This window comes from Paenibacillus sp. FJAT-26967, from assembly GCF_001541095.1.
Lineage (GTDB): Bacteria > Bacillota > Bacilli > Paenibacillales > NBRC-103111 > Paenibacillus_F.
The window spans coordinates 190,052-214,712 of the sequence record NZ_LMXH01000002.1 but is presented as its reverse complement, the minus strand read 5'-3'; the positions used below and the strand labels follow the sequence as shown (position 1 = coordinate 214,712).

The 24,661-nt window shown below is 49.6% G+C and carries 30 protein-coding genes and 1 tRNA gene; all 31 read right to left on the bottom strand.

Going from position 1 to position 24,661, the window contains the following annotated elements; genetic code table 11:
• Window positions 1–237: 237 nt before the first annotated feature.
• A complete protein-coding gene (gene aroH, locus AR333_RS10945; protein ID WP_068775404.1) occupies window positions 238–615 on the bottom strand; it encodes a chorismate mutase in 378 nt (125 codons plus the stop codon).
• 3 nt (window positions 616–618) lie between these two features.
• Window positions 619–1,713: a 3-dehydroquinate synthase gene (gene aroB, locus AR333_RS10940; RefSeq protein WP_068775403.1), complete on the bottom strand. Its 1,095-nt coding sequence runs from the start codon at window positions 1,711–1,713 to the stop codon at window positions 619–621.
• 1 nt (window position 1,714) lies between these two features.
• Window positions 1,715–2,878 carry a chorismate synthase gene (gene aroC, locus AR333_RS10935; RefSeq protein ID WP_068775402.1) on the bottom strand — a complete coding sequence of 388 codons (1,164 nt, stop codon included), beginning with the start codon at window positions 2,876–2,878 and terminating at the stop codon, window positions 1,715–1,717.
• A gap of 195 nt (window positions 2,879–3,073) precedes the next feature.
• The gene (locus AR333_RS24955; protein ID WP_172798839.1) at window positions 3,074–3,238 is read right to left on the bottom strand and encodes a hypothetical protein; all 165 of its coding nucleotides are present in this window, start codon (window positions 3,236–3,238) and stop codon (window positions 3,074–3,076) included.
• Between the two features lie 60 nt (window positions 3,239–3,298).
• Window positions 3,299–4,081 carry a protein-glutamate O-methyltransferase CheR gene (locus AR333_RS10930; RefSeq protein ID WP_068775401.1) on the bottom strand — a complete coding sequence of 261 codons (783 nt, stop codon included), beginning with the start codon at window positions 4,079–4,081 and terminating at the stop codon, window positions 3,299–3,301.
• A gap of 126 nt (window positions 4,082–4,207) precedes the next feature.
• The gene (gene ndk, locus AR333_RS10925; RefSeq protein WP_068775400.1) at window positions 4,208–4,651 is read right to left on the bottom strand and encodes a nucleoside-diphosphate kinase; all 444 of its coding nucleotides are present in this window, start codon (window positions 4,649–4,651) and stop codon (window positions 4,208–4,210) included.
• Between the two features lie 122 nt (window positions 4,652–4,773).
• Window positions 4,774–5,748 carry a polyprenyl synthetase family protein gene (locus tag AR333_RS10920; protein ID WP_068775399.1) on the bottom strand — a complete coding sequence of 325 codons (975 nt, stop codon included), beginning with the start codon at window positions 5,746–5,748 and terminating at the stop codon, window positions 4,774–4,776.
• Entirely contained in the window at window positions 5,745–6,608 is an 864-nt protein-coding gene (locus tag AR333_RS10915; RefSeq protein WP_068775398.1) for a menaquinone biosynthesis protein, read from the bottom strand. The genes AR333_RS10920 and AR333_RS10915 overlap by 4 nt, the downstream gene beginning before the upstream one ends.
• Entirely contained in the window at window positions 6,568–7,200 is a 633-nt protein-coding gene (locus AR333_RS10910; protein ID WP_068775397.1) for a UbiX family flavin prenyltransferase, read from the bottom strand. The genes AR333_RS10915 and AR333_RS10910 overlap by 41 nt, the downstream gene beginning before the upstream one ends.
• Window positions 7,197–8,081, bottom strand: a complete 885-nt coding sequence (locus AR333_RS10905; RefSeq protein WP_068775396.1) for a UbiA-like polyprenyltransferase — start codon at window positions 8,079–8,081, stop codon at window positions 7,197–7,199. The genes AR333_RS10910 and AR333_RS10905 overlap by 4 nt, the downstream gene beginning before the upstream one ends.
• Complete coding sequence (locus AR333_RS10900; RefSeq protein ID WP_068775395.1) at window positions 8,062–8,814, bottom strand: demethylmenaquinone methyltransferase; 753 nt, start codon at window positions 8,812–8,814, stop codon at window positions 8,062–8,064. The genes AR333_RS10905 and AR333_RS10900 overlap by 20 nt, the downstream gene beginning before the upstream one ends.
• A gap of 15 nt (window positions 8,815–8,829) precedes the next feature.
• Window positions 8,830–9,693 (bottom strand): heptaprenyl diphosphate synthase component 1, encoded by an 864-nt coding sequence (locus tag AR333_RS10895; protein WP_068775394.1) that lies wholly within the window; start codon window positions 9,691–9,693, stop codon window positions 8,830–8,832.
• Between the two features lie 83 nt (window positions 9,694–9,776).
• Window positions 9,777–10,310 carry a hypothetical protein gene (locus AR333_RS10890; RefSeq protein WP_068775393.1) on the bottom strand — a complete coding sequence of 178 codons (534 nt, stop codon included), beginning with the start codon at window positions 10,308–10,310 and terminating at the stop codon, window positions 9,777–9,779.
• 71 nt (window positions 10,311–10,381) lie between these two features.
• Window positions 10,382–10,600 carry a trp RNA-binding attenuation protein MtrB gene (mtrB, locus tag AR333_RS10885; RefSeq protein ID WP_068775392.1) on the bottom strand — a complete coding sequence of 73 codons (219 nt, stop codon included), beginning with the start codon at window positions 10,598–10,600 and terminating at the stop codon, window positions 10,382–10,384.
• Window positions 10,601–10,694: 94 nt separating this feature from the next.
• Window positions 10,695–11,948, bottom strand: coding sequence for a sorbosone dehydrogenase family protein (locus AR333_RS10880; RefSeq protein ID WP_068775391.1), 1,254 nt, complete (start codon window positions 11,946–11,948; stop codon window positions 10,695–10,697).
• 195 nt (window positions 11,949–12,143) lie between these two features.
• Window positions 12,144–12,220: transfer RNA gene (locus tag AR333_RS10875), tRNA-Pro, on the bottom strand.
• A gap of 104 nt (window positions 12,221–12,324) precedes the next feature.
• Window positions 12,325–13,407 (bottom strand): stalk domain-containing protein, encoded by a 1,083-nt coding sequence (locus AR333_RS10870; RefSeq protein ID WP_068775390.1) that lies wholly within the window; start codon window positions 13,405–13,407, stop codon window positions 12,325–12,327.
• Window positions 13,408–13,668: 261 nt separating this feature from the next.
• On the bottom strand, window positions 13,669–13,941 hold the full coding sequence (locus AR333_RS10865; protein ID WP_009671985.1) for an HU family DNA-binding protein: 273 nt from the start codon (window positions 13,939–13,941) through the stop codon (window positions 13,669–13,671).
• A gap of 298 nt (window positions 13,942–14,239) precedes the next feature.
• Entirely contained in the window at window positions 14,240–15,718 is a 1,479-nt protein-coding gene (gene spoIVA, locus AR333_RS10860) for a stage IV sporulation protein A (protein ID WP_068775389.1), read from the bottom strand.
• A gap of 267 nt (window positions 15,719–15,985) precedes the next feature.
• Window positions 15,986–16,741, bottom strand: a complete 756-nt coding sequence (locus AR333_RS10855; RefSeq protein ID WP_253735808.1) for a hypothetical protein — start codon at window positions 16,739–16,741, stop codon at window positions 15,986–15,988.
• 63 nt (window positions 16,742–16,804) lie between these two features.
• Window positions 16,805–17,155, bottom strand: coding sequence for a 2Fe-2S iron-sulfur cluster-binding protein (locus AR333_RS10850; RefSeq protein ID WP_068775387.1), 351 nt, complete (start codon window positions 17,153–17,155; stop codon window positions 16,805–16,807).
• A 26-nt stretch (window positions 17,156–17,181) separates the two neighbouring features.
• On the bottom strand, window positions 17,182–17,850 hold the full coding sequence (locus AR333_RS10845; RefSeq protein ID WP_068775386.1) for a hypothetical protein: 669 nt from the start codon (window positions 17,848–17,850) through the stop codon (window positions 17,182–17,184).
• A gap of 10 nt (window positions 17,851–17,860) precedes the next feature.
• Window positions 17,861–18,154 (bottom strand): 2Fe-2S iron-sulfur cluster-binding protein, encoded by a 294-nt coding sequence (locus AR333_RS10840; protein WP_068775385.1) that lies wholly within the window; start codon window positions 18,152–18,154, stop codon window positions 17,861–17,863.
• 139 nt (window positions 18,155–18,293) lie between these two features.
• Entirely contained in the window at window positions 18,294–18,566 is a 273-nt protein-coding gene (locus tag AR333_RS10835; RefSeq protein WP_068775384.1) for a stage VI sporulation protein F, read from the bottom strand.
• Between the two features lie 94 nt (window positions 18,567–18,660).
• Window positions 18,661–19,701 (bottom strand): NAD(P)H-dependent glycerol-3-phosphate dehydrogenase, encoded by a 1,041-nt coding sequence (locus AR333_RS10830; RefSeq protein WP_068775383.1) that lies wholly within the window; start codon window positions 19,699–19,701, stop codon window positions 18,661–18,663.
• 60 nt (window positions 19,702–19,761) lie between these two features.
• A complete protein-coding gene (gene plsY / locus AR333_RS10825) occupies window positions 19,762–20,358 on the bottom strand; it encodes a glycerol-3-phosphate 1-O-acyltransferase PlsY (RefSeq protein ID WP_068775382.1) in 597 nt (198 codons plus the stop codon).
• 12 nt (window positions 20,359–20,370) lie between these two features.
• The gene (gene der, locus AR333_RS10820) at window positions 20,371–21,693 is read right to left on the bottom strand and encodes a ribosome biogenesis GTPase Der (RefSeq protein ID WP_068775381.1); all 1,323 of its coding nucleotides are present in this window, start codon (window positions 21,691–21,693) and stop codon (window positions 20,371–20,373) included.
• A gap of 125 nt (window positions 21,694–21,818) precedes the next feature.
• On the bottom strand, window positions 21,819–21,995 hold the full coding sequence (locus AR333_RS24950; protein WP_172798838.1) for a hypothetical protein: 177 nt from the start codon (window positions 21,993–21,995) through the stop codon (window positions 21,819–21,821).
• A gap of 3 nt (window positions 21,996–21,998) precedes the next feature.
• Window positions 21,999–22,907, bottom strand: coding sequence for a YIEGIA family protein (locus tag AR333_RS10815; protein ID WP_068776067.1), 909 nt, complete (start codon window positions 22,905–22,907; stop codon window positions 21,999–22,001).
• A complete protein-coding gene (locus tag AR333_RS10810) occupies window positions 22,904–23,452 on the bottom strand; it encodes a hypothetical protein (protein ID WP_253735807.1) in 549 nt (182 codons plus the stop codon). Before AR333_RS10810 ends, AR333_RS10815 begins: the two co-directional genes overlap by 4 nt.
• Before the next feature lie 137 nt (window positions 23,453–23,589).
• The gene (gene fni / locus AR333_RS10805; protein ID WP_068775380.1) at window positions 23,590–24,639 is read right to left on the bottom strand and encodes a type 2 isopentenyl-diphosphate Delta-isomerase; all 1,050 of its coding nucleotides are present in this window, start codon (window positions 24,637–24,639) and stop codon (window positions 23,590–23,592) included.
• Window positions 24,640–24,661: the final 22 nt, after the last annotated feature.

Genomic DNA, 24,661 nt, shown 5'->3' with positions numbered 1-24,661 from the left:
CTGCAGTGCCAATCCCTAAACCGCAATTGACTGCTCATAAACTGCCTCTGTCGAATCGGGCCATGCTTATGCCAGATTCACTACTCTATACCCATACCGGGTATCGTTACAGAAACAGAATCCTTGTTTACTACAACAAGGCTGGACTCCAACTATACGCTGCGCTCTTCTCTACTCTTCTCAACTGATCTCTTCTCGGCTCTACTGCTCTCATCTAAATCCACTATACTACCGGGGTTATGAATTTGTCAATTTCACAATGTCCGGACGAAGCACTTTTGCTCCTTTTAAATAAACGTGCCGGATTTCATCTTGTTTCTTCTCCGTGTTAACCAGTACCATGAGCCGAATACAATTCGGCAGACTGTTATCCACATCAATCTCGATGGAACACATCAGCGGTACAAGATCCCAGCCATCCATCTGACGGATCGCTCTTGCCGGAAATGTCGCTGTAAGCTCCTTTGTAACCGTAATGAAAACTGAGGATATATCGGCCGGATTAACCGAATTCTCCTGAACAATATTATCCAGCAGTTCCAGAGTCGATGACAAGATCGGACCTTCCTCGTTGTTCTCTACAGTCGTTGCTCCACGGATCCCTCTCACGTACATGAATTATGCCTCCCGCTTCAATTGTTCCACAACTTCTTCAACCCATTCACGGCGGACATCGCTCCGGATTTCAACCCGTCCGATCTCCGTCGGAATAACAAACGTCATGGTGCCTTCCTTGAACTTCTTGTCGTGCATCATTGCGTTCATGATTTGGGCTGTATCGTAATGTTCAGGAAGCCGAACCGGCAAACCGAAATCTTGAAGCACCCGCTTCGTTACCGTATAAATTTCTTCGGAATAGCCGAGTTTCATCGCAAGTCTCGCAGAACCGACCATTCCGATAGAAATCGCCTCACCATGCAGAAGCTCATTGTATCCTGCAACTGCCTCCAAAGCGTGGCCAATGGTGTGGCCCAGATTAAGGATGGCTCGCAGGCCGTTCTCTCGCTCATCCTCGGAGACAACCAGCGATTTAACCCGGCAGCCCTGGTATAATCCGTACTGGAGCGCCTGAGGATCAAGGGCTAACAGCCGCTCCCGGTTCTCTTCAAGCCACCCGGTAAACTCCGCATCCCAGATCAAACCGTGTTTGATCATTTCCGAGAAGCCGGCTGAAATATCCCGTTTAGGCAGCGTAGCGAGCGTAGATACATCATAAAGGACCATTTCTGGCTGGTGAAAAGCACCGATAATATTCTTCGCCAGCGGATGGTTTACCGCTACTTTGCCGCCTACACTGCTATCATGAGCCAGAATTGTAGTCGGCATCTGAATGAATGCGATTCCCCGCATAAAACTCGCAGCAGCAAAGCCGGCCAAATCCCCTACAACCCCTCCGCCTAGTGCAACAATCGCGGATTTGCGGTCAAGACCCGCTTCCAGCGATGCCGTCACAATCCGCTCCAGCATATGAAGGGATTTGGATGCTTCGCCGGAAGGGACAACAAATGAATGCACATTGTATCCTCCGGCTTGCAATCCGTCCTTAACAGGCTGCAAATGATAGCCGGCTACGGAATCATCCGTAACGATTAGAATCGGGGAGCGTTTGCTTACTCCGTGCTTGTCGAAATAAGCGGACGCCTCTTGGAGCAAACCTTCCCCGAGGTAGATCGGATAAGATCGCTCGCCCAGATCAACCTTTAGCTCCATCATCTTAATAGCTCTCCACTTGCTTCAAGTAGCTCTCATAGTTACGGCGGATCTCTTCGAGGGAATCCCCTCCGAATTTCTCCATGAATGCCTGAGCGACTTCCCAAGCGACGACATTCTCCATAATAACGCCTGCTGCCGGCACTGCGCAGGTGTCTGAGCGTTCGACTTGGGCAGTGAAAGGCTCTTTCGTGTCGATATCAACGCTTTGCAGCGGTTTGTATAAAGTGGAGATTGGCTTCATAACGCCGCGGACAACGATAGGTTCTCCGGTAGTCATGCCGCCTTCGAATCCTCCCGCACGGTTCGTTGCGCGGTGAAAGCCGCTATTCTCATCAAAATGAATGGCATCATGCACCTTGGAACCGCGAAGCTTAGCCGCTTCGAAACCAATACCGATTTCACAGCCTTTAAAAGCTTGAATGGACAAAACGGCTTGTGCGATTCTTCCGTCGAGCTTACGATCCCACTGGACATGGCTTCCCAGACCCACTGGTGCGCCTTCTACGATAACTTCAACGATACCTCCCAAGGTATCGCCGTCCGCTTTGGCCGCATCAATGGCTGCAACCATCGCAGCCTCTGCCTCCGCGTCGACAACCCGGACAGGCGACTCCTCGGTTATGCGGATCAGCTCATCTATCGGCAGTTCAGGAGCTTTAGCTTCGACTTCTCCAATCCGTACGACGTGGCTTGCCAGCTTGATTCCGAACTCCTCCAGAAGCTGACGGGCAACGGCTCCGCATGCGACGCGCATAGTCGTCTCGCGAGCGCTCGAACGTTCCAGAATATTCCGGAGGTCGCGCTGGTTATATTTAAGTCCGCCGCTCAAATCCGCATGACCCGGACGCGGGCGGTTTACTCTGCGCTTGCCTTCCACCGTATCCGGCTGTTCTTCGATGTTCATAATTGACGTCCAATGTTTCCAGTCATTATTCTCAACAACAAGAGCGATCGGAGCCCCGGTAGTTCTGCCGTGACGTACTCCGCCTACGATACTTGCTGTATCTTTCTCGATCTGCATCCGGCGTCCCCGGCCATGACCTTTTTGCCGTCTATGTAATTGATGATTCATTGCCTCAAAATCAATCGTTATATTACTTGGAAATCCTTCAATAATCGCGGTCAGCTGCGGACCATGTGTTTCCCCCGCCGTTAAATATCTCACAATCTTGCTCCCTCCCTAATCCGAGCGCTAATCGTGCCAAGGACACTTTAGCGCTTTCAAGCGACTAAGTTTTTCTATCATTATAGTATACCACCCTGCGTTTGACAACCGCGCACGCAAAAAACACGCCTTGCCCGTCAGCGGCACAAAGCGTGTTCCATCGGCCTTTGTCTTCTCCGAAATGAGAGCGGATGATTATCCCCCTGCAGACTGCTTCTGCCTGGGCCCAATCGGCTCCACCATTTTCGGATCATTCATCATGCCTAGAATCTGAACAGAATCTGTTCCAAGAATCTGAGCGCATTCCTGCATGGTGATGAACCCCCGTCGATAAGCAGAAATCACTTTTCGTTTATCCATGTCAGTCCTCCTTGAGAGACGGTACTCCAAGTATGGGTAAGAATGGGAAAAGTTATACTTCTACTTCCCTTTTTTACGGTAAAAAAAGGTATCTGCGGGTTCAAGATCGTATTGAGCCGGTGAAAAAATCTGCTCTGTGGAGCCAACGAACAAAATGCCGCCCGGTTTCAGCGCTTTGGAAAACTTCTGATACAGCCTGTCTTTCGCTTCTTCCGTAAAATAAATAATCACATTCCGGCATATAATCAAATCGAATCCCGAATCGAACCGGTCCTCAAGAAGATTCTGCTTTTGAAATCTGACGGCTTTCTTGAGCTCATCTGCAATATGATATACGGTTTGCTCTTGTTTAAAATACGTTTGAACGTAAGCGGCAGGTACGTCTTTAAGAGAACGTTCCACATAAATGCCGCGGCGGGCTTTCTCAATGGCCCCGTCGTCAATATCGGTTGCCAATACTGAGGTATCCCGTAAAGCGCCCTGCTGCGCCAAGATCATCGCCAATGTGTAGGGCTCTTCCCCTGTAGAGCATGCGGCACTCCAGACTTTAAGATTGCGGCTCACAGCTCTAAGCTCAGGGAGAAACTTACTCTCAAGCACTTCCCAGCGATTCGGATTCCTCCAGAATTCTGATACATTAATGGTCATGCGATCCAAAAACTCATGAAACAATGCTTTGTCTTTGGTCAATGCTTCGTAATACGCCAGGAAGGTATCATACCCTTTCTTGGTGCGCAGAGTCGTTAAACGCCGCTTCATCTGCGCTTCTTTGTATAAAGCGAGATCAATGGAAGTAAATTCTTTAATCTTACGTATGAACAATGGAAAGTCATCGGTCTCCAATCCGTATCCCACCTCTGATGTAATCGTCCGTGAAATATTCCATGAGACTCATCTAAATTCCTGCTTAAAAGAAAAAGATATGAGCCGATTGTGCCCATATCTTTTCTTCAAGCGCGTATGTCGATCTTACAGCCAGCGGGATACGTCGCGTTTATAATCCAGAACTTCTTCCGGTTTGAAGAAATGGTTGATTTCACGTTCAGCGCTTTCAACAGAATCCGAACCGTGAATCAGGTTAAGTCTCGTATGTAATGCGAAATCGCCGCGAATCGTTCCCGGTGCTGCTTCGAGCACATTGGTTTTGCCATTTAGAATCCGGGAAAGTGCAATAACCTGCTCTCCCTGCCATACCATTGCAAAGACAGGTCCTGATGTAATAAATTCAACAAGCGGCTCGAAGAAGTCTTTACCTTTATGCTCGGCATAGTGCTCCTCAGCCTGCTCCTTTGTCATCAGCATCAATTTGCCGGCTACCAATTGAAAGCCTTTTTGTTCCAGCCTTTTGATAATTTCGCCAATCAATCCGCGCTGGACACCGTCTGGTTTTACCATAAGAAATGTTTTTTCCATGTCATTTGCCTCCATCTGGTAGTCATGTTTTCCTGCCCTTACTGTACAGGGGTTTTATTACAGATACAATGAAGAATTGCACACTAGACCTACAAGGAAAAGTACCGCTCACCAATTCGGGTTCAATGCGAACGGTTGGCTATGAAATGCGCCACCTGAATAAGGTCCTGCTTAGCCCGGATGTCCGGCAAAGGCTCAAGCGCCTCGATAGCTTTGGCTATATAGCGGTCTGCGAGCGCGCTCGCCCGCTCAATCCCGCCGCTGCGGCGGATCATATCCAGCACCCGGCTGACATCCGTCTGACCGTCCGCTTCGTGAATACGTCTCAGCTCAGCCTGAATGTGCGGACGCAGTTTCTCATCCTGCAGGGCAAATATGACCGGCAGTGTAATGTTGCCTTGTTTAATGTCACTCCCGGGCGGTTTGCCGATTTCTTTCTCCGTGCCGCACAAGTCCAGTATATCATCGCGGATCTGAAAGGCCAAACCAACGTTGTAACCGAACGAATACAGACGGTTAGATACAGACTCCGGAGCATGTGCAGCCATAGCACCGAGCTGGCAGGAGATCGCGATAAGAAGAGCTGTTTTACGCTTAATCCGCAGAAGATAATCACGCAGGCTCTGATCCGGGCGAAAAAAGAACCGGATTTGCTCCATTTCACCGATTGACATCTCTACCAGGGCTTTGGATAAAATTTGGTGCACACGCGGATTGTCAACGTGAGCCACAATTTCCAGACCTTTAGCAAAAATATAGTCACCTGTATACATCGCGATGCGGTTGTCCCATTTGGCTCTGACGGTATCTTGCCCGCGGCGTTTATCCGAATCATCGATTACATCATCATGTACAAGAGATGCGGAATGAAACAGCTCCAGCGGGACCGCGATGTATTTGAGCTGCTGGATATCATAACGGCCGAATTCACCAGCTAACAGGACGAGAACAGGCCGGATTCGTTTGCCCCCGGCCTTGAGTAAATGCATGGACGTTTCAGTCAGCAGTGCGTGATCCGTCTGCAGATGCGCTTCCAGTTCGCGCTCAATTACGCCCACGTCTTTTTTCTTCCGAACATATATGTTAAGAATTTTCATTCTGTCACCCGCACCCTCGTAATATCAGACCAAATCTGAATAGGCACCTGCTCCGGTAAAAAGCCAAGTTCCCACGCATACTGGTAATACAGCTCAAGGCCGCTCCACTGGTCAGGACCAAACTCATAACACAGATGACTGAAATAATGGTGCCAGTAAGTTTCGGTGCCGCCGATCGTACGTACGGCTTCACTCACAACGCCGGTTAAATCCTGAAGGGACTTCCTCTTGCTCTCAACAAACCCGTCCCATACTTTCTTCACAAGCTCCGGGGAGCGTTCAATGGTTGATTTGCGTACAGCCCAGACGGCAAATGACATCCAGCGGCCTGTCCAGTCTTTCCATTCTTGTCCCAGGTCCGTGACGGTATACCCGTTATCCAGCCAGCTTGCCTTAATTGCATGATCTCCGATAAGCAGTGCCCCGTCATGCTCCGGCATCATTTCATCCAAATCCGGACGGGCGTATGTGTAGGCGGGCTTGCCGCCGTATTTTTTTTCCATAATGATTTTCAGCAAATTATTCGTTGTGGCCGAAGTCGTGGGCAGAGCAATCCTGCCGTTCCTAAGTTCCTCAATCGGTTTTTTGTGAAAGAGAAGGAGTGAATTTACCGGACCCAATGCGCTTACGGATAAATCCGGAAGAAGCACATAATCTTTGAACGACTCCCCGTATGCAAACGATGAAATCGCACTCATGTCTATTTCACCGGCTGCAAGCGCGCGGTTCAGTCCTGTCGGCACTTGTTTGACAAACTCAATTGAATTGCCCATTGCATGCATCGGAAAGTGATGAAACACTGGCCAGACGTTAGTAAAATCAATCCTTCCGATCCTCAGTTTGTTCTCTGTTGTAGTCATTGCCTTCTCCCCATCTTCTGAACAGTTCATGATCCAAGTCCATGTTGTCTAGTACCTTCCCCACCAGAAAGGAAATGATATCTTCTATCGTCTCAGGACGCTGATAAAAAGCCGGCATAGCCGGAATAAGCCGGACGCCCATTCTTGCCAAAGTCAGCATGTTCTCCAGGTGGATCGCATGCAGCGGCGTTTCGCGGGGAACAAGAATAAGCCTGCGCCCTTCTTTGAGCATAACATCCGCTGTGCGTTCAAGCAGATTATCCGATGCACCGCGCGATATCCCCGATAGTGTTCCCATAGAACATGGAATCACTACCATGCCTTCGGTCCGGAACGAGCCGCTTGCAATGCTTGCTCCAATATCTTTCACAGAATGATATTCATAGGAAGCCGGGTATCCGCCAAATTCAGCGTCCAGCGTCTCCTTGCGTCTGGTAACGACCCAATCCAGCTCTTCGTGAAGCACCCGCCACCCTGCCTCTGTAATAACAAGGTGGACAGGCAGACTTCTTGAAAGCAGCTCCTTAACTAGCGTGACCCCATAAGCAGCACCGCTCGCCCCCGTTATTCCGACAACCCAGCCTTTCTTCATTTAAAAGACTCCATCAGGACGTCGATCAACGTGAAAGTAAACACAACTGCACTGAGTACCCCGTTCATCGTAAAGAAAGCCGTATTGAGTTTGGACAAATCTTTGGGCGATACAAGCCTGTGCTCATAAAACAAAATAATATAAGCAATAAGAATGCCGACTAAATATAACCAGCTTAAACTAGTCATAAAGAACAGCGCGATCAGCCCGACTGCCGTCAGCACATGAAGGATTTTAGCGGTAATTAACGCCGTTGGAATTCCGAATCGGCCGGGAAATGAATGAAGTCCCTCCTCACGGTCAAACTCCACGTCCTGGCAAGCATAGATCAGATCGAAGCCTGCGCTCCACATGGCAACGGTTATAAATAACACAAGAGATGCCAGCGTAATTTCACCTGTAATCGCCACCCAGCCGCCTAGAGGCGCCAGGCCGAGCGTAATACCGAGTACGAAGTGGCAGGCCCAGGTAAAGCGTTTGGTATACGAGTAGAAAACAAGAAAGAAGACCGCGACCGGCAGCAGGTAGACAGACAGCATATTAAGCTGAGCAGCCGACCAGAAGAGCAGAAGGAAGGATAGCGCGACGAACAGCATAACCTCCGTAATCGAAATAAGACCGGCCGGAATAGCCCTGCCCGCAGTACGCGGATTCTTCTTATCATATTTCTTATCGATCACACGATTGAGCGACATGGCAGCCGTACGGGCTCCAATCATGGCAAGTGTAACCCAACCAATCTTAGACCACTCCGGCAGTTCCCCCGTCAGGACAACCGCTCCGAGAATAGCTCCCATATATGCAAACGGCAGGGCAAAAATGGAATGTTCAAATTTGATCATTTCCAGAAATATTTTAACTTTACGAATGAATTGCTGCATCTGGCTGACTCTCCTGACTTGAATTCCCTTTCACACCCATGTGCAGCGCTGCAATTCCACCGGTAAGCGGATAAGCTTCGACCTTCTCAAGTCCGGTACCGCGGAAAATTTCGGCAAGCTGCTTGTGATCTGGAAAATGTATAAGTGATTCCGGGAGCCATTTGTATTCATCATAGGATTTGGCAATTAGTTTACCCAGCAACGGAAGCACTTTTTGAAAATAAAAATAATAAAGGGACCTGAAAGGCTTCCAGGTTGGTTGAGACAGTTCAAGCGAAACGACTAATCCTCCGGGCTTAACCACACGCTGCATTTCCCGCAGAACCTGCTTTAGGTCCGGGACGTTGCGGAGTGCAAAACCGATCGTCGCGTAATCAAACGAATTGTCCTCAAAAGGCAGGCTCATCGCATTGCCCTGGACAAGACGGATTTGCTGGCCCAGCCCCTTCTCACGGACCTTTACGGCTCCGTAATCCAGCATATTCTGACTGAAATCAAGTCCGACCGTCGGCCCGGTTTGGCTCTGCTCGGCTAACGAAATAGTCCAATCACATGTGCCGCAGCAAATATCAATTGTACGCGATCCCGGTTTCACTCGCATTTTGGCCATCGTAAATTTCCGCCAGGCCTTATGCCTGCGGAAGCTTAGAATGCTGTTCATTAAATCGTATTTGGGTGCGATTTTCTCAAACACCGAATGAACAAACTGTTCTTTCGTTTTGCCCTGCTGCACGACTCTCCCCCCCACCTATCTTTCTTCGAGTAATCTTGCCTTGGAATTAAAACGAAAAAACGGCTCGCCAATGTGAAACAGTTCACTTGCGAGCTTGTCCGAATCCAGCTGCTTTAATTTGTTCCCCAGTTGGGTCAGCTGATCATCAAGCAGAACGTAAAGCTGAGAAAGGACGTTATATTTGTGCAGAAGGGTACGGAGCTTGCCCGGATCCTCTTCACCTGCTTGAATGAGTTTGCGTTCATCTTTGGAGCCGTGCTGGAGAATGTGCCAGTACCCCCAGCTGCCTTCGAAATCATTCAACGACTCACAGCGGAAGATCTCTTTGAAAATCACTTCACAACGGGTAAAATCGGATAGAAGCTCCGGCCAGACAAGACGGTGAGCTTCGTCCATCAGCCCGCCGAAAGCCCGGAACAAATACGATTTAATCTCAACCGAGAGACGAAGATAATCTTCAGAAGTGAGTTTGAGCTGCTTCATAGTTAAGTAAAAGTCCGTCTTAAGTTTGTTCAAGTCGCATATAGCCGTGGAAAGTCTCATGATCAGGTCAATCCGGCCGGCTTGAGATAATAAATGATAAAAACGCGAGCTGAAGTAATCGCCCGCGAGTACTTTCATCTGGCGGGATCTAGCCGCTTTCTTCTCCTTGACGTCACTCGATACCGTCACTTCGTCATGCGTATCGAGTCCCAGCTGGACAAGCGATGTAACGAGAGCAAACAGTTCGGATGAAGAATTCAGCCGGGAATCCCTGCTCAAAAAAGCATACAGCAATCTCGCCCGAAATTCTGGAAAATCAGGCAGATCCGTATGCAGCCGGATCATGTCATAATCCGTATATTGTTTAGCGATCTCGGGGATCCGATATGAATTCATACAAAAAGCCTCCGTACATGTGCCTATTTCCTAGATCGTATCTAAGCAATTATAGCATAACCTTTTGAATGGCGCACAAGCATTTATTCCGGGTAACGCTGCTGCCATTTCTTAGTATAGGTCAGCTGAAATCTCCGCTTAAGTTCGCCCGCCAGCAGCTGCTGCGTCTCAAACGATTGGAGCGGAGCAAGTCTCTTGGCCTGTTCCCTGGCCGCTTCCATAGCTATAACAAGCTGCGGCCCCGGGGCTCCGGGATCCCGGCCATACTCCAGCACACGGATCAATACCCGGCTAATGTTCGACGTCCGCTGGAGGGAGGACTGCGCCAGCCGGTAAAGATCCCCATAGACGACTCTAGGTTCGGCACTTCCAGGCAGCAGCAGATCGACGGACAAGATGGAATGATTTAGTTCCACTTTGCGTACCCGCAGCTGAAGCGGCAGCCCTGCCATGTAATCCACGAGATTAAGCTCCGTCAATTCCGAGCCTGATACATGCTGCCAGGTATATGCTCTTTGGCTCACAGCAAGCTTATCCAGCAGCGGAACAGAGCTCATCGCCATAACTATAGCCGCACATAAGGCGGCTGCCAGAACAATCCGTTTATCCATTCTCATTGTACAGGGGCACCTCCTGTCTATACCCCATTGTACAATGAAAAAAAGCAGGCTATGCCTGCCGGCGCAAATTATTGTTCCGTTTCCACGTTGCCGAATTTCGTCATAATGATCGCTTTGCCGCGCACTTTGACTGCCGAAGTGTGTTCTGTGAATTGGGCAATCATGACCTCGCCCTTATCGAGCTTCTCCGTATGATGAAAGCGGGTGTCCTGTCCTCTTGTCAATCCGATTACATGAACGCCGTTTTCTTTCGCTTTAATAATAAAATAATCGCCCTGCTGTTCCATTGCTCTACCCCCATATGTCCAGGCTGCTTAGCCGAAATTGCTTACAATTTATCATGCTTAAAAAGACGGCGCCTGTCAACCTCTATCCAACCTTCTAAGGTGCTGACGGCTTAAGACGGATGATCTTATCGTCATCTCCTGCGGGTTTGCCGCGGCCGTCACGGTTGTTCGTCAGCAGATACAAGAAGCCGTCTTTGCCTTCCGATACCGTACGGAGCCTGCCGAAAACGTCCTTGTAGGCCAACTCTGCAGCCGTAATGCGGTACACAGGCGGCTTACCGGCATCGCCCGGGCTTCCTTGAGCAGCCGGTCCGCTCTTCTTCTCCGCTTCCAAGCTAAAGACCAGCAAACGCGTACCGCGGAGCCCTGCCGCGACAAGGCGCCCCTTCCAGGGGCCCTGGGTGACGAATGTCATGCCCGAAGGGGCCCATGTATCCCGGCCGCTGTGAAGCAGCGGGGGAATCAGCGCAGGTGACGAGACGCCATCCTTGGCCGTTGTCTCGTCCCCTTCGATGAGCGGCCAGCCGTAGTTGCCGCCCGGGATCACGACGTTCAGCTCATCATGGGCCGACTGGCCGTGCTCGGAGCTGAACAAATTCCCGCTGCCGGGTTCCCATGCCAGCCCCTGGGCGTTGCGATGCCCCCAGGAATAAACAGGCGAACCCGGGAATGGATTATCGTCCGGTATCGTGCCGTCCGGACGGATTCTCAGAATTTTACCGCCGAGACTCTGCTGATCCTGTGCGAGAGATGGCTCGTATTTGTCACCGGCGGTGATATAGAGCATTCCATCGGGCCCGAATTTAATCCGGCCCCCGTTGTGATTCTCCGCACCCGGGATGCCGTCAATCAAGGTCCGGTCAATACGGGCGGTATCCCCTTCCTGAACCAGCCGCAGGACCCTGTTCCTGGTCTCTGCACCGCTGGTGTAGGTATGGTAGACATATAAGTATGAATTCGTATCGAAAGCCGGATCAAGCGCCAGCCCGAGCAGGCCTCCCTCGCCGCTGCTGACAAAAGGCTCCTCTAGTGTAAGAAGCGGCTTCTCCTGAAGCTTGTCTCCTTGAATAACGCGAACCTTGCCTGGTCGTTCCGTAAAATATATGCGATCGCCTGACGCAAATGCGATCTCCCAAGGAACGTTAAGACCGGAAGCAACAATCTCCGTATCATAGCCTGTCTTACTGATCTCTTGCAGCTTAGGCACTACCGGTTTATTTCCTTCAGCTGTGCTTTCTTGATTACTGCGATCCGTTGTGACCTGCTGATCACAGCCCGACAAGACAATGGCACATGCAGCAAACAATGTCCCCCATAAATATATACGCTTTTTGAAAGGCTGGTTCATTGCAGACCTCCTTTATACCGTTAAGCTCATCGTAACATAGCCGCACACTTTTACCAAAAAAGAGTAAATCCAAGCGAATCCAGCTGAAATTCTTGCAGCTTTAAGACATAAACGCTCATCCTTAGACGCCATGAACAAAAAAAGCCTCCGATTGGCCTGGGCCTGCTCGAAAGCTTGTTTGTATGTACAGCTTAATGGTCGGAGTAGCGGGATTTGAACCCACGGCCTCACCCACCCCAAGGGTGCGCGCTACCAGACTGCGCCATACCCCGACGCCGTAACCCGTAATCGGGTTTTGAATGATAAAATCATTATAATTTCGTCCGGCGATGTTGTAAAGAGGTTTCTGGTCCCCATGTATCTATTCATGTCTATATTAATATTGAATAGAGGAAAGTATCCCATCCTCGAAATAAACGTAGGTATCCGAATAATACACCCACTGAGAATACGTCCCATAAAGGCCTTCATAAGAATTCGTACGTTTTGGATACCCCCATGACATCACAACCATATCTTGATTCATGCCAACCATTATTTTTTCGGCACGGATCGCATCCCAGGCCTTTTGCGTCCAATTATAGGTTTTGTAAGGATTCTCGGTTAAAAATCCCGATATTGAATCTTCAGCCAATGGGCTGATCGGAACCGTATAATCATAATTGCCGTCATTAACCAGAATCGCCCCGTCACCGATATAAGTAATCTTTACTTTCGTTAGGTTAGGAAGTCCTACATCCGAGAATAAATCGGAAGGTTTGTAGACCCACAGATCTTGATTAAAATACTCGGCAAGCTCTGAGTAATTCGCTAGCTGTTGAGGAAAGTACATAAAGGCTGTATTAAAATACTTGCTGCGAAAGCTTTCAAAATTATAGGCATACCAGTAATTCGAGTATGAATTTCCCGTTTTACCGAATTTATCGTTCCAGGCTTTATACAGGTTCCTTAAATTTTGTTCCACGCTGAAATTCCCGCCGCTGATCTGAATATCATTGTTCTCGCCCCACACCACATTCAAATTCAAGTAGTTGGTCATGAACACGAGCGGAATATAGACCACATCATTAACCGCAATCGGATAATAATTCAAACGGAGAACTTCCCGGCCGAATTTTTTGTCACTCGATTGGCTTGTGTCTCCTCCATCGAAATTGTTCACATTGAGTTCCGTTCTGATGATCATAGGACTGTTGGTCTTAAAGAAAACGACACCGGAAGAGGTGTTCACTCTAAACGTGCGATACTTCTCATCCCATTCCGGAGAAATACCCAGCTCCGATAACACTCCCCACATAGGCACATAGATGGCATTGTTGCGGACGATCGGCTGATACTGGCCCTCGAATTTTTTATCATTCACGAACAATTGATAGCTGCTGTTTGCCGCATGGGATTCTAAAGGAATCGAAACCATGAATATAGCGATTAAACATAGAAACTTCAACAATTTTGACATGTTAGCAGACCCCTTTATGTTCTCTTTTCCCGGAACTCTCTTTATACTGCCAGGAATTATTTGCCAAAGGGAATTATAACTCTGCATAAGGTTTTTATCAATAATTTTTTGTGACTTTAGGCCTACTAATTAGGATTGTTACATTTCTGTTCTTCCATTTAGTTAAATTTTAGTTAAATAAATGCCCGATTGCTAAAAAGACAACCGCGCGCCTTATTAGGCACACGGTTGTCTTCTTCTGAATCGTATGTAGAGAAGCGATTATTGAATGCCGTCTCTCAACGCTTTGCCAGGTTTGAAAGCAGGAATCTTGCTGGCAGGGATTTCGATTTCATCGCCAGTTTGCGGGTTGCGTCCTTTACGTGCGGAACGTTCGCGAACTTCGAAATTACCGAAACCAACCAGTTGAACTTTGTCGCCCTGCTGCAGAGCTTCGGAGATTGCATCGAATACAGCGTCAACCGCTTTCGTCGCATCCTTCTTGGAAAGCTCGGAGGTCTCAGATACTTTAGCAATCAGTTCGGATTTATTCATGCCTTTCACCTCCCTCCCAAAATATCTACTAAATCGTTGTTACTTTCTGTTTTCACCGTTTCGTCAAAAAATATACATGAACTGGGCCAAAACCCCAGTCCCATCAACGAAAAACGAGTACAGAGGAAAACGAACAAACTTATAGTAATATACGTGTGAGCTTATTTCAAGTCTAGGGGGGTGTTTTTGTGGAAAATGCACAAAAAAACAAGGATATTCTTGGAGAACCGATGGTTCTCTTGAAAATATCCTTGTTTTGTTCACTAGAATCATAGAAATGTCAAGTAGTTCCGGCCACTTACAAGATAATTGCGATCAGGCCGCCTGAACCTTCGTTAATGATACGTCCGAGCGTTTCCTGGAGCTTGTAGCGGGCATTGTCCGGCATCATCGCCAGCTTGCCTTGAATACCTTCGCGTACGATGGAATGAAGAGAGCGGCCAAAAATGTCCGATTCCCATATTTTAAGCGGATTGTCCTCAAAATCCTGCATCAGATAGCGGACCAGCTCTTCACTCTGTTTCTCTGTACCGATAATCGGCGAGAATTCCGATTCTACGTCGACGCGGATCATGTGAATGGAAGGAGCGGTAGCCTTGAGCCTTACTCCGAAGCGTGAACCTTGACGAATGAGCTCAGGCTCATCGAGTGCCATCTCAGCCAGCGTTGGCGGTGCGATGCCGTAGCCCGTCGTTTTGACCATTTCAAGAGCCTCTGCGAACTGGTCGTACTCCCTCTTGGCATGCGTAAACTCCTGCATCAACTGCAGCAGGTGATCTTTCCCACGAATCTCTACGCCTACTACTTCGACCAGAATTTTATCGTAGAGCTCATCCGGTGCATACAGGTCGATTTCGGCTACACCCTGCCCCATATTCATTCCTGCAAGAGCTGCACGGTCAATGAACTCATATTCGGAGAATTGTCCCACGACCCGCTCCACATCGCGCAAACGCCGGATATCTTGAACGGTGTCTCGAACAGAATTCTCAAAATGAGTACGCAGCCAGTGTTTCTCCGGAAGAACCATGACCCAGCTCGGCAGATTCACATTCACTTCGTGCACAGGGAATTCGTAGAGGACTTCCCTCAGCACGCCGATCATTTCATCCTCGCCTGCCGTAGCTACACTCATAGTGACTACCGGAATGTCATATTTGCTTTGCAGCTCGCTTCGGAGCTCCTGAGCCGGTTCGCTGTTAGGCTTCTGCGAATTAATCACGACGATGAACGGCTTGCCGACTTCTTTCAGTTCCGTAATGACCCGCTCCTCAGCCAATACGTAGGAAGAACGAGGAATATCGGAAATCGTGCCATCCGTTGTAACCACAACCCCGAGCGTTGAGTGCTCCTGTATGACTTTGCGCGTTCCGATTTCAGCTGCTTCCTGGAATGGAATCGGCTCATCAAACCATGGCGTCGAAATCATACGGGGACCATTCTCATCTTCGTAGCCCTTGGCTCCCTCAACGGCATAGCCGACACAATCCACCAGCCGTACGTTTACATTCAATCCCTCCGCCACGGATATTTGCACGGCATTATTCGGAACGAACTTCGGCTCGGTCGTCATAATCGTGCGCCCTGCCGCACTCTGCGGGAGCTCATCCGTGGCTCTGATGCGATCGGTTTCACTCTGGATGTTAGGCAGTACGACGGATTCCACGAAGCGTTTAATGAAGGTCGATTTTCCCGTACGGACCGCTCCAACGACCCCCAGGTAAATATCTCCTCCCGTTCGCTCAGCAATGTCTTTAAAGATATCCACTTTCTCCAAGAGAATCCCTCCTACAGGTTGTTAAATGAAGCGAGAGCCACGATACGTTCTTTAGCCGGCCTTCCTTTTGCCATCCGTATGCGACATAACTCGTACATCATTTGGACTTGTAACCAATATATGTGCCGGTCATGGAAATATGCCAGGCATTCATCTCTGAAAAAATATATGAGCCCGCGTGAAGGATTATGCGCAAACAGCAAAAACCCCCTTCTCCGAATTTCAAGAAAGGGGCCGCAAGGTTTCGGCTTTTACGAGATATACAAGTTATTTCATGACTGGAACCGGTATCTGCTTGCCCGCATCCCATTCGTAATCGAACGATTGAATCGGTACGAAATGACCTTCCTCTACAAGAAGCGGAAGCAGCTTTTGGCCCTTCTTCAAAGTCGGTTGAAGCTGCTTCTCTCTGATAAGGCCGGCAAGATCCGGGCCATAATCAATGGCTACTTTACCTGTCTCGTGGACCAGAAAATGAATAAGACTCTGGCGGTTAAACACGCTTTTAATCTCAGGCGCCTTCATGTTCAGCTTATCGAAATCAACATAATAAAAGCCGGGAGAATACAATTCACCGCCAGGCACGGCCGCATTATTTTTGCCGAAATAATCGTAAACCTTCTTCTGGATATCCGAAACGGCCCGGTAAGCGATCAGATCAAACATTTTTACTCTGGGCTTATCCTCGGGGTCGACAAGCACATACATATAATCCCCGCCGCTTTCGTAAGCGTTAGCGGGAAGGTTCGTCAAATAACCGCTGTTTTTCAATTTCTGAAAATCGATTACATATTTCTCATAGAGCGGGGTATCCATGTCACTGTTCTTGATCGGGTAGACACTTTTCTTCTGGTGATACGTCTCGATACTTTGCTGAACAACTGCTATGTATTCACTAGGATTTGTCTGATTTTCTTTCTTCATTTCTTTCGGATACATACAGCCGCCGAGTAAAGTTAGCGAAATAAGAGCGGCAATGCACACCAACATGCGTGAAGCATAACCGCCTCTTCTGATTTTCATGACCGAGCCCCTTCCTGGCTTTTCATTTATTCCAGTTGGTACCATCTAGGTTCCCATTATTTATCACCAATTATCTTCTTCTTTTTGCCTGGCCAGCTGCGCACGAACAGCCGCTTTGAGCGGGTCCTCGGGAACCTGGACGGTCGTATCCCCGGTGAGCCGGGCTTGGCACGCCAGACGGGTGCCGGATTGTATCAGATCCCCAAGCTTCAGACATTCGTTCTTGGCAGGCGCAGTTAACCCGCTCTGATCTTCTACATGCACTTTACACATGAGGCAGCCAGCCCGGCCTCCGCAACGGGTCCGGATTCCTGCGCCAGCCTGCCGGCCCGCATCCAGCAGTGTCAGCTTCGGACGGACAGACACGGTCCGGTTATCCGGCATAAAAGTCACTTTGATGGTACGCTGATTCATCCGGCACACATCCTTTGTATTAGCGTTCACGTGTCTTCTCTATCCTTTATAATCAAGCAGTCAGGCATAAGCTTAGCTATTTGCTGAGACGTCTCCTCGCTCCATGTGTGTCTGGCGATTATATCCTGAAGAACGGGCAGGTGGCAGGCAATGTCCCTGTTCATGACCTCCGCAATGGCCTCGTAGCGGTCCGGGCGGCCGCGCAGGATATTAAACAGAAGTTCGTGAGCAAGCGGCATTAAAGCCAGTGTTCCGCCACTAATCGTCCTGATCTCCGGATGTGTCCTGCGAAGATAGGAGGCTTCCACCGCATATTGCGAACCAGAAGTTCGCACTTGAAATCCTCCCACGAGTTCAACCTGAACCCCGTCTAACTCGTAATGGCTGAGAATGGATGTGTACATGTCCGTACAATTAAGCTCCTGCTCGTCCACAGCATATTCTGCCAGTGAGCGTGCGGCAATCTCAGCCTCAGGAGCATCCACATACACATCCAGATCCCTTGGCTGCGCTCCGATTTCGACCCCTTGCAGGGCAAGGCCGCAGCTTCCTCCTAGAAGCCACGCTGTGCCTGTTGGGCTCAGCAACTCCGTTATCCTGCTTACAGCTACCGTCAGAGCGGGAAATAGTCCGGAATCCGCAGGATTCGTAACGCACTCTTCAGATTCCAGCCCCATCCGCGACATCTGTTTCATCGGCTTCCTCCTAGAAGTATGGCTTGTGGGTCACGGAAGCCGTGCCGGTCGTGCGGATAACGGCCTGACAGCCCAAGCGGTAACCGAGTTCGATTTCTTCGGGCTCCAGCCGGTTAAGCTCCGCCTCTGTGGGCGGTTCCAGCAGTTCCATGCCTTCTTTGACGAAGCAGCGGCAGCGTGCGCAAGTTCCGCGGGTGCAGGAGAATCCCCACTCCACTTTATTTTTCAAAGCCAGTTCCAGAATGTTTAAACCGGCCTCAGGCTCTACCGTCTTATCCCCATTACGTGTGCGTAGTGTAATCATGCTGCATGTTCCTCCTTGGTATCCACAAAGATGCAAATCTTTTTATGATGATTATAGCATTTAGCCGGCAGCTTTGGGAGACACATAGAAAAAGACCGCGGAGTGCACATGGCTACTCCTGCGGTCCCGGAATGATCTCTTACTGCTTCATGATCAGACTCATGAGCTGCTGCATGTTATTCCCGTCCAGCTTGCTGCTTTTGACGGCATGAATAATTTCCTTCACCGTCTGTTCGGGCACATCGATGCCGACGAGCTGGGATACCTGCTTGATCAGCTGGCGCAGCTGCGCTTCATCCTGAACAGTGGACGGTTTCACACCACTGGCAAGTTTCTGAATATCTTTTTCCGTTACGCTTTTACCCGTTTTTTTCTTAACGACATTAAGAATATCTTTAGGATTCTTGGGCACACTGCCGCCTCCTTACATGTTCCATCGGGTACGCCTAAGTAACCGGGCGTTAAACCTATGGTATTGTATGAAGGCTCGGCAGGATTGGTGTAGGCTAGAGAATCCATTTATTATTCTGATTGGCTATCTCCTCGATCTCATGCGTACGGCCCCGGCCCATGAGATCTTCCACAGCCGCACGAGGCTCTTTGCCTTCGAATAACACCTGATGAAGTTCAGAAGTGATCGGCATCGTCACGCCATATTCCTGGGCGAGCGCAAAAGCCGATTTAGTCGTTTTGACCCCTTCCACGACCATCCCCATCTTCTCCAGCACAGTATCCAGCGGCTCACCTTGTCCGAGCATATAGCCCGCTTTCCAGTTCCTGCTGTGTGTGCTTGTGCAAGTCACCACCAGATCGCCAATCCCGGCAAGACCCGCGAAAGTCATGGGATTCGCTCCCATCTCGACGCCGAGCCGGGCAATTTCAGCCAGTCCGCGGGTGAGGAGAGCAGCTTTCGCATTATCGCCGAATTTCAGACCATCGGATAATCCGGCTCCCAGCGCGATAATGTTCTTGAGCGCACCGCCGACTTCGACACCCGTTACATCCGGATTGGTATAGACCCGGAAGTAATTGCTGATTAATAAATCTTGAGCCTGATCAGCCGCTTCGGCGGTCGGAGACGCGACCACGATTGTCGTGGGACACTCACGGATGACCTCTTCCGCATGACTGGGACCGGACAGAACGACAAAGCGCCCCGGATCACAATGAGGAAGCTCCTCAGCCAGAACGGTTGTCATCCTTTTCAATGTCAGCGCTTCAAACCCCTTCGTAGCATGAATAATCAGGGTATCAGGAGAAATGAAAGGTCTGGCTTGAGCAGCCACTTCTCGCATACCGGCAGAGGGAACAACGAATATTACCGCATCCTTATTCTCCACTGCTTCGCGAATCGACGTTGTCGCCCGAATCCGGGGAGACAGCTGGATGTCTTTTAAATACCGGCTGTTCGTATGAAGCTCGTTAATTTCTTCGGCTTGCTGTAAATTTCTTGTCCACAGCGTTACATCAAGCTCGTTGTCCGCAAGCACAGAGGCAATAGCAGTCCCCCAGCTCCCCGCAACCAGCACAGATACTTGTTTAGTCATGGCGAGTCCCCCTTCTCATGATGGTCAAGCACAGCCCTGATGCTCCATTGTAATCAAAAGCTACAAGTTCTTGGAACCGATCTTACTCTCTCTGCCTTGAACCAGCTTGCTGATGTTGGTCCGGTGACGAATAAAAGTAAACAAGCCGATAATAATGACGCCCCATAAAATTTCAACCGGCCGGCTCATCCCCCATACAAAGAATGGTAAAAGTGCGGTGAACAGAAGCGAACCGAGTGAAACATACCGGGTAATAACAATGGATCCTATTGCGATAATTCCGGCAAAAAGCGCAGGCAGAAAGCAGAGAGTAGCCGTTACACCAATAGCCGTGGCAACACCCTTACCACCGCGGAAGCCGAAGAAAACCGGCCAGTTATGTCCAATTATAACGGCAAGACCGCAGGCTACATGAACCCAGACATCGTCGGGAGCCAGCCACTTGCCGATCCAGACAGCCAGGATGGCCTTGACAACATCGAGAGCAAGCACGAGAATAGCGGGACCCTTACCGAGTACGCGGAGCGTATTCGTAGCTCCTGCGTTCCCGCTCCCATGCTTGCGGATGTCAATTCCTTTGACCAGTCTGCCGATTATAAAGCTGAAACTAAGCGATCCTATTAAGTAAGCTGCCACTACAGGAATTATGTAGATCAAACGACTTCTCCCCTATTCGTCGTCAGATTTTCTGCGTGTAAACAACCGGATCGGTGTCCCCTCAAATCCGAAAGCAGCTCGGATTTTGTTCTCCAGGTACCGTTCATACGAGAAATGCATCATATCCGGTTCATTCACAAAGAACACAAAGGTCGGCGGCTTAACAGACACTTGCGTAGCGTAGTTAATTCGCAGCCGCTTGCCTTTATCCGTCGGCGGAGGATTAAACATAACCGCATCCGAAACGACATCATTAAGAACGTGGGTCTGAACCCGCATGGTATGCTGCTCAGCGACCTGGTTCACAACCGGCATTAATTTCTGCACGCGCGCTGTAGTACGGGCAGATACATAGAGTACGGGTGCGTAGGTCATGAACAAGAAATGGTCACGGATTTTTTGTGTAAACTGATGCATTGTCTTGTCGTCTTTCTCGACAACATCCCATTTGTTCACAACGAAAATCGCTGCCTTCCCTGCTTCATGCGCATAACCGGCAATATGTTTGTCCTGCTCGATAATGCCTTCCTCGCCGTTAATGACAACGAGTACCACATCTGCACGTTCAATAGCCTTCATAGCGCGCATGACACTGTATTTCTCTGTATTCTCGTACACTTTGCCCCGCTTCCGCATCCCAGCCGTATCGATGATCACGTATTTCTGATCGTCTCTTTCAAAAGGGGTGTCGATCGCGTCACGGGTCGTACCCGCCTGATCACTCACGATAACGCGGTCTTCTCCGAGAATAGCGTTCACAAGGGATGATTTACCGACGTTCGGACGTCCGATAAGAGCAACCTTGATAACTTCGTCCCCATACTCTTCGTCATTTTCTTCCGGAAAATGTTCGGAAGCGGCTTCAAGCATATCGCCAATTCCGATACCATGCGCCCCGGAAATACCGATCGGATCGCCAAATCCTAAGCTGTAAAATTCATAAATGTCATCCTGGCGCTGAATGTTATCCACTTTGTTTACAGCCAGAACGACAGGTTTACGCGAACGGAACAGCATTTGGGCCACTTCCTGATCGGCCCCTGTCACACCCGCTTTGGCATCCACCATAAAAACAATAACATCCGCTTCTTCAATGGCGAGTTCCGCCTGCATCCGGACGGATTTCAGAATCTGATCTTCGCCTTCAATTTCAATACCGCCGGTATCAATGACACTGAATTCACGGTTCAGCCACTCGCCAATACCATACAATCTGTCTCGGGTTATTCCCGGTTTATCTTCAACAATGGCCAGCCGATCGCCGATTATCCGGTTAAATATAGTCGATTTCCCGACATTCGGACGCCCGACAATCGCTAGAATGGGTCTTGCCATTCGGTTCACTCCTTACTGATTGGTCACTCAAATTCTCATTATTGGAAATTTCACATTCTTCATCATAGCAAAAAAGAGTCTTCTTGGCTATTAAAATGGTGTTACCCGCCTGTAATGCCCCTTAATTAGTGTTCTACAATGATGATTGTTCCATTTTTTAGGTCATGGGCATTTGCATCTAATATTTTTTCGAGGTCAAAAGCAAGCTGCTGAAGTTCATCTTCATTCTCCGCGATAAAAATAGGAGCGCCGCCGTCTACTTTTTTCCCATTTAGTACAGCAATCGCTTTAATTGTCGCCACTTCTTATGCCTCCTTATGCGGTCCGGCGGCGGATTCCGTAGGCATCCGGACAGCGGATTCAAGAACGGGAACCCGCTGCAGGGCTGCTACTGCTTTGGCAGCATCCTTGATTTGCGGGAGTACGAGAATTCCCAGAGTGCCGCTGTTCAAATCTAATTTTGCCATAGGCATGAGAGCCGGTTCACCGCTGTCTCTGTAAACGCCTAATACGGTAGACAGGTCATGAAGAATAGCCTGACGCTGGCCCAGATTTGCGATCGTGACGCGGGCATCTGGTCCCTTGGGAACAGCCAGAAGACCTATCGCCTGCTTGGCGATCAGCTCTCTGTCACTCTCCAGGCCGACGTTCATTATGTAGATACTGCCGACATACAGATTCGGTCCTTCAAGCCGTACATCCGTTGTCTGGATATCTACAATCTGATTCATGCTTTTACCGGTCATAAAAAATACGGAAATAAGCAATGCTGCGAGACCGGCTGCAGCTCCCCAGTACCAGGCGAATAACAAACTGAATAGGGAAGCCATCATGGAAGTAAAGATAACCAGATAGTTGCGCCCTTCGAATACCATAGCGATCCCTTCAATATAAGATGCTCCCCTGCGCACAAGCTCCATCTGGTCTACCTGAGTCAGGCTCTGCCTCTCCATATTGCGTACATCTCGGAACTGCTGGGCAGCCACCGTCAGGAACGTTACGGCCGTATAGTTTTTGTCGAATAAAGCCGGTACGGCAACCGCACCGAGGCCGGCGGCGATGACACCAAGCGACATGTGAATAATTTTACCATGAGGATAGGTCGGATATTGGCGATAGTCTGTCCGCAGCAGGTAGACACGGGCGGCGATCCCGAAGAACAAACCCATGACGATAGCGACGGTTTCTTTTTGTGATATAAACAGGGCAATCATTTTCTCCATCCTCGCTTTCGATCACTCCAAGTCCGGGTCGATGCCTTGAAACCCGCCCAGATTCCTTCTGCCGACGCCGTCATTAACCTTGCCAGAATGAATGCGAGGAGCCATTTATCCAGCAGGGAGGGTGTCCCCAGTACGACTGGCATCAACTCCCGGTTCAAATACAAGTAGCTTAGCTCTCCCAGTACGACTCCGATGGTCAAACAAGCAAATTGATCAGCCGCTCCTCGCTGCATGCCGACGACAAGAACCGCCAGGATCACAGCTATATCCCAATCCGGCCTCGTGACCACCATAATAGGATCTACGCTGTACAGCTCAAGCAGGAGGTAATAGATCGCAGACAGCAGCAGTCCCATGGATAGCAGATTGGCGGCATGGGAGACGTGACGGCTACGGAAACATACGAGCATGGCGGCAAGGAAAGTAACAACAACGGCCCCGTTCAAGATGAAACTCGGAGCTGTGACATTGAGGAACAATGCCGGGAGCCAGCACATAAAAAAAAGAAGTATGTCACGCCTGGATATACTTCTCATTAAGATTTCCCTCCAACCGCTCAAGAAAAAAATAAGCAGGATGAAGAAAAGCACGGAAGCAAGATAGCCTGGATTCATTTTGTTCACCTAAGATCTGTCTCTTTACTCCTAGTATGACAAAATAGCCCGTTTTTACTCTACTTGCGTCCAGTCCCATATTCAGTTAGGTCGATCCCTCTTGCCCCGCACCACTGCGCCATGCTGCCGGTAATGACAACGGGACGCTTCCATAATTCTTCTATCCGGTTCGCTCCAAGTGCCGTCATCATCAGACGGACTCCTTCATGCAGTTCGTCGATCCGCTCAATCAAAGCGGCCGTTCCTTCTTCCTGAAGCACTTTAAGCAGCAATCCTGCTATCCCCGCCGCAGATGCCCCTAGTACAAGGGCCTTTACAATATCCTCGCTGGTGCGGATTCCCCCCGTAGCCATAACGCTGCCCTTGGGGAAGACTTGCAGCGCTTCCAGCAAGGTTATACCGGTCGGCATCCCCCACTCGTTCAACCAGGAAAGAGGAACTTGGCGCCGGGCATTCTCAATTGCGGCAAAATTGGTTCCGCCCGAACCGCCTACATCCAGTATTTGAACGCCGGCCTCCCGGAGTGCCGCTGCATTCTCGCGCGGAATTCCAAAACCGACCTCTTTGACAATCACAGGCACTTGCAGGGCTTCTACAATGCGCTGTATCCTTCCGAGCATGCCATGGAAGTTCCTGTCCCCTTCCGGCATAATCAGCTCCTGCATGACATTCAGATGGATCTGAAAGGCATCTGCCTGGAGCATATTAACCGCACGCTCTGCTTGCTCCACATTCGCCTCGCTGCCTAGATTGGCGAATACCAGTCCGCCGGGATTCATCTGGCGTACCACTTTGTAACTGGATTCGTTACGCGGATCACGGATCGCAGACATCTGCGAGCCTACTGCCATGGCTAACCCGCACTCTCTCGCCGCAACGGCCAATTCCCGGTTAATTGCCTCCGTTTCGTCTGCTCCCCCGGTCATCGCATTAACGACAATCGGCGAACTCAATTTGAGTTCGCCGATTGTCGTATATAGTGCGACTGACTCAGTGGAAGCATCCGGAAGGCAATTGGGCACCAGCTTTACATCGGACAGTCCTTGATTACCGGACTGCCCGGTCTGGAGCGCATAGTGCACATGATCCATTTTGCGCGATGAGCGCATTGAGCTTCCTCCTGTTCAATCC

Bases quoted from the DNA above. Each gene is read 5' to 3' on its own strand.
- AR333_RS10920 (WP_068775399.1), bottom strand. From the start codon at position 5,748: ATGAAAATTCTTAACATATATGTTCGGAAGAAAAAAGACGTGGGCGTA.
- AR333_RS10890 (WP_068775393.1), bottom strand. From the start codon at position 10,310: ATGAGAATGGATAAACGGATTGTTCTGGCAGCCGCCTTATGTGCGGCT.
- AR333_RS10880 (WP_068775391.1), bottom strand. From the start codon at position 11,948: ATGAACCAGCCTTTCAAAAAGCGTATATATTTATGGGGGACATTGTTT.
- fni (WP_068775380.1), bottom strand. From the start codon at position 24,639: ATGCGCTCATCGCGCAAAATGGATCATGTGCACTATGCGCTCCAGACC.
- aroB (WP_068775403.1), bottom strand. From the start codon at position 1,713: ATGATGGAGCTAAAGGTTGATCTGGGCGAGCGATCTTATCCGATCTAC.
- aroH (WP_068775404.1), bottom strand. From the start codon at position 615: ATGTACGTGAGAGGGATCCGTGGAGCAACGACTGTAGAGAACAACGAG.
- AR333_RS10810 (WP_253735807.1), bottom strand. From the start codon at position 23,452: ATGAGAAGTATATCCAGGCGTGACATACTTCTTTTTTTTATGTGCTGG.
- AR333_RS10915 (WP_068775398.1), bottom strand. From the start codon at position 6,608: ATGACTACAACAGAGAACAAACTGAGGATCGGAAGGATTGATTTTACT.
- AR333_RS10850 (WP_068775387.1), bottom strand. From the start codon at position 17,155: ATGAATCAGCGTACCATCAAAGTGACTTTTATGCCGGATAACCGGACC.
- AR333_RS10815 (WP_068776067.1), bottom strand. From the start codon at position 22,907: ATGATTGCCCTGTTTATATCACAAAAAGAAACCGTCGCTATCGTCATG.
- AR333_RS10840 (WP_068775385.1), bottom strand. From the start codon at position 18,154: ATGATTACACTACGCACACGTAATGGGGATAAGACGGTAGAGCCTGAG.
- AR333_RS10865 (WP_009671985.1), bottom strand. From the start codon at position 13,941: ATGAATAAATCCGAACTGATTGCTAAAGTATCTGAGACCTCCGAGCTT.
- AR333_RS10855 (WP_253735808.1), bottom strand. From the start codon at position 16,741: ATGAAAATCAGAAGAGGCGGTTATGCTTCACGCATGTTGGTGTGCATT.
- der (WP_068775381.1), bottom strand. From the start codon at position 21,693: ATGGCAAGACCCATTCTAGCGATTGTCGGGCGTCCGAATGTCGGGAAA.
- AR333_RS10895 (WP_068775394.1), bottom strand. From the start codon at position 9,693: ATGAATTCATATCGGATCCCCGAGATCGCTAAACAATATACGGATTAT.
- mtrB (WP_068775392.1), bottom strand. From the start codon at position 10,600: ATGGAACAGCAGGGCGATTATTTTATTATTAAAGCGAAAGAAAACGGC.
- AR333_RS10905 (WP_068775396.1), bottom strand. From the start codon at position 8,081: ATGCAGCAATTCATTCGTAAAGTTAAAATATTTCTGGAAATGATCAAA.
- AR333_RS10845 (WP_068775386.1), bottom strand. From the start codon at position 17,850: ATGAAACAGATGTCGCGGATGGGGCTGGAATCTGAAGAGTGCGTTACG.
- AR333_RS10870 (WP_068775390.1), bottom strand. From the start codon at position 13,407: ATGTCAAAATTGTTGAAGTTTCTATGTTTAATCGCTATATTCATGGTT.
- AR333_RS24955 (WP_172798839.1), bottom strand. From the start codon at position 3,238: ATGGATAAACGAAAAGTGATTTCTGCTTATCGACGGGGGTTCATCACC.
- AR333_RS10910 (WP_068775397.1), bottom strand. From the start codon at position 7,200: ATGAAGAAAGGCTGGGTTGTCGGAATAACGGGGGCGAGCGGTGCTGCT.
- ndk (WP_068775400.1), bottom strand. From the start codon at position 4,651: ATGGAAAAAACATTTCTTATGGTAAAACCAGACGGTGTCCAGCGCGGA.
- AR333_RS10830 (WP_068775383.1), bottom strand. From the start codon at position 19,701: ATGACTAAACAAGTATCTGTGCTGGTTGCGGGGAGCTGGGGGACTGCT.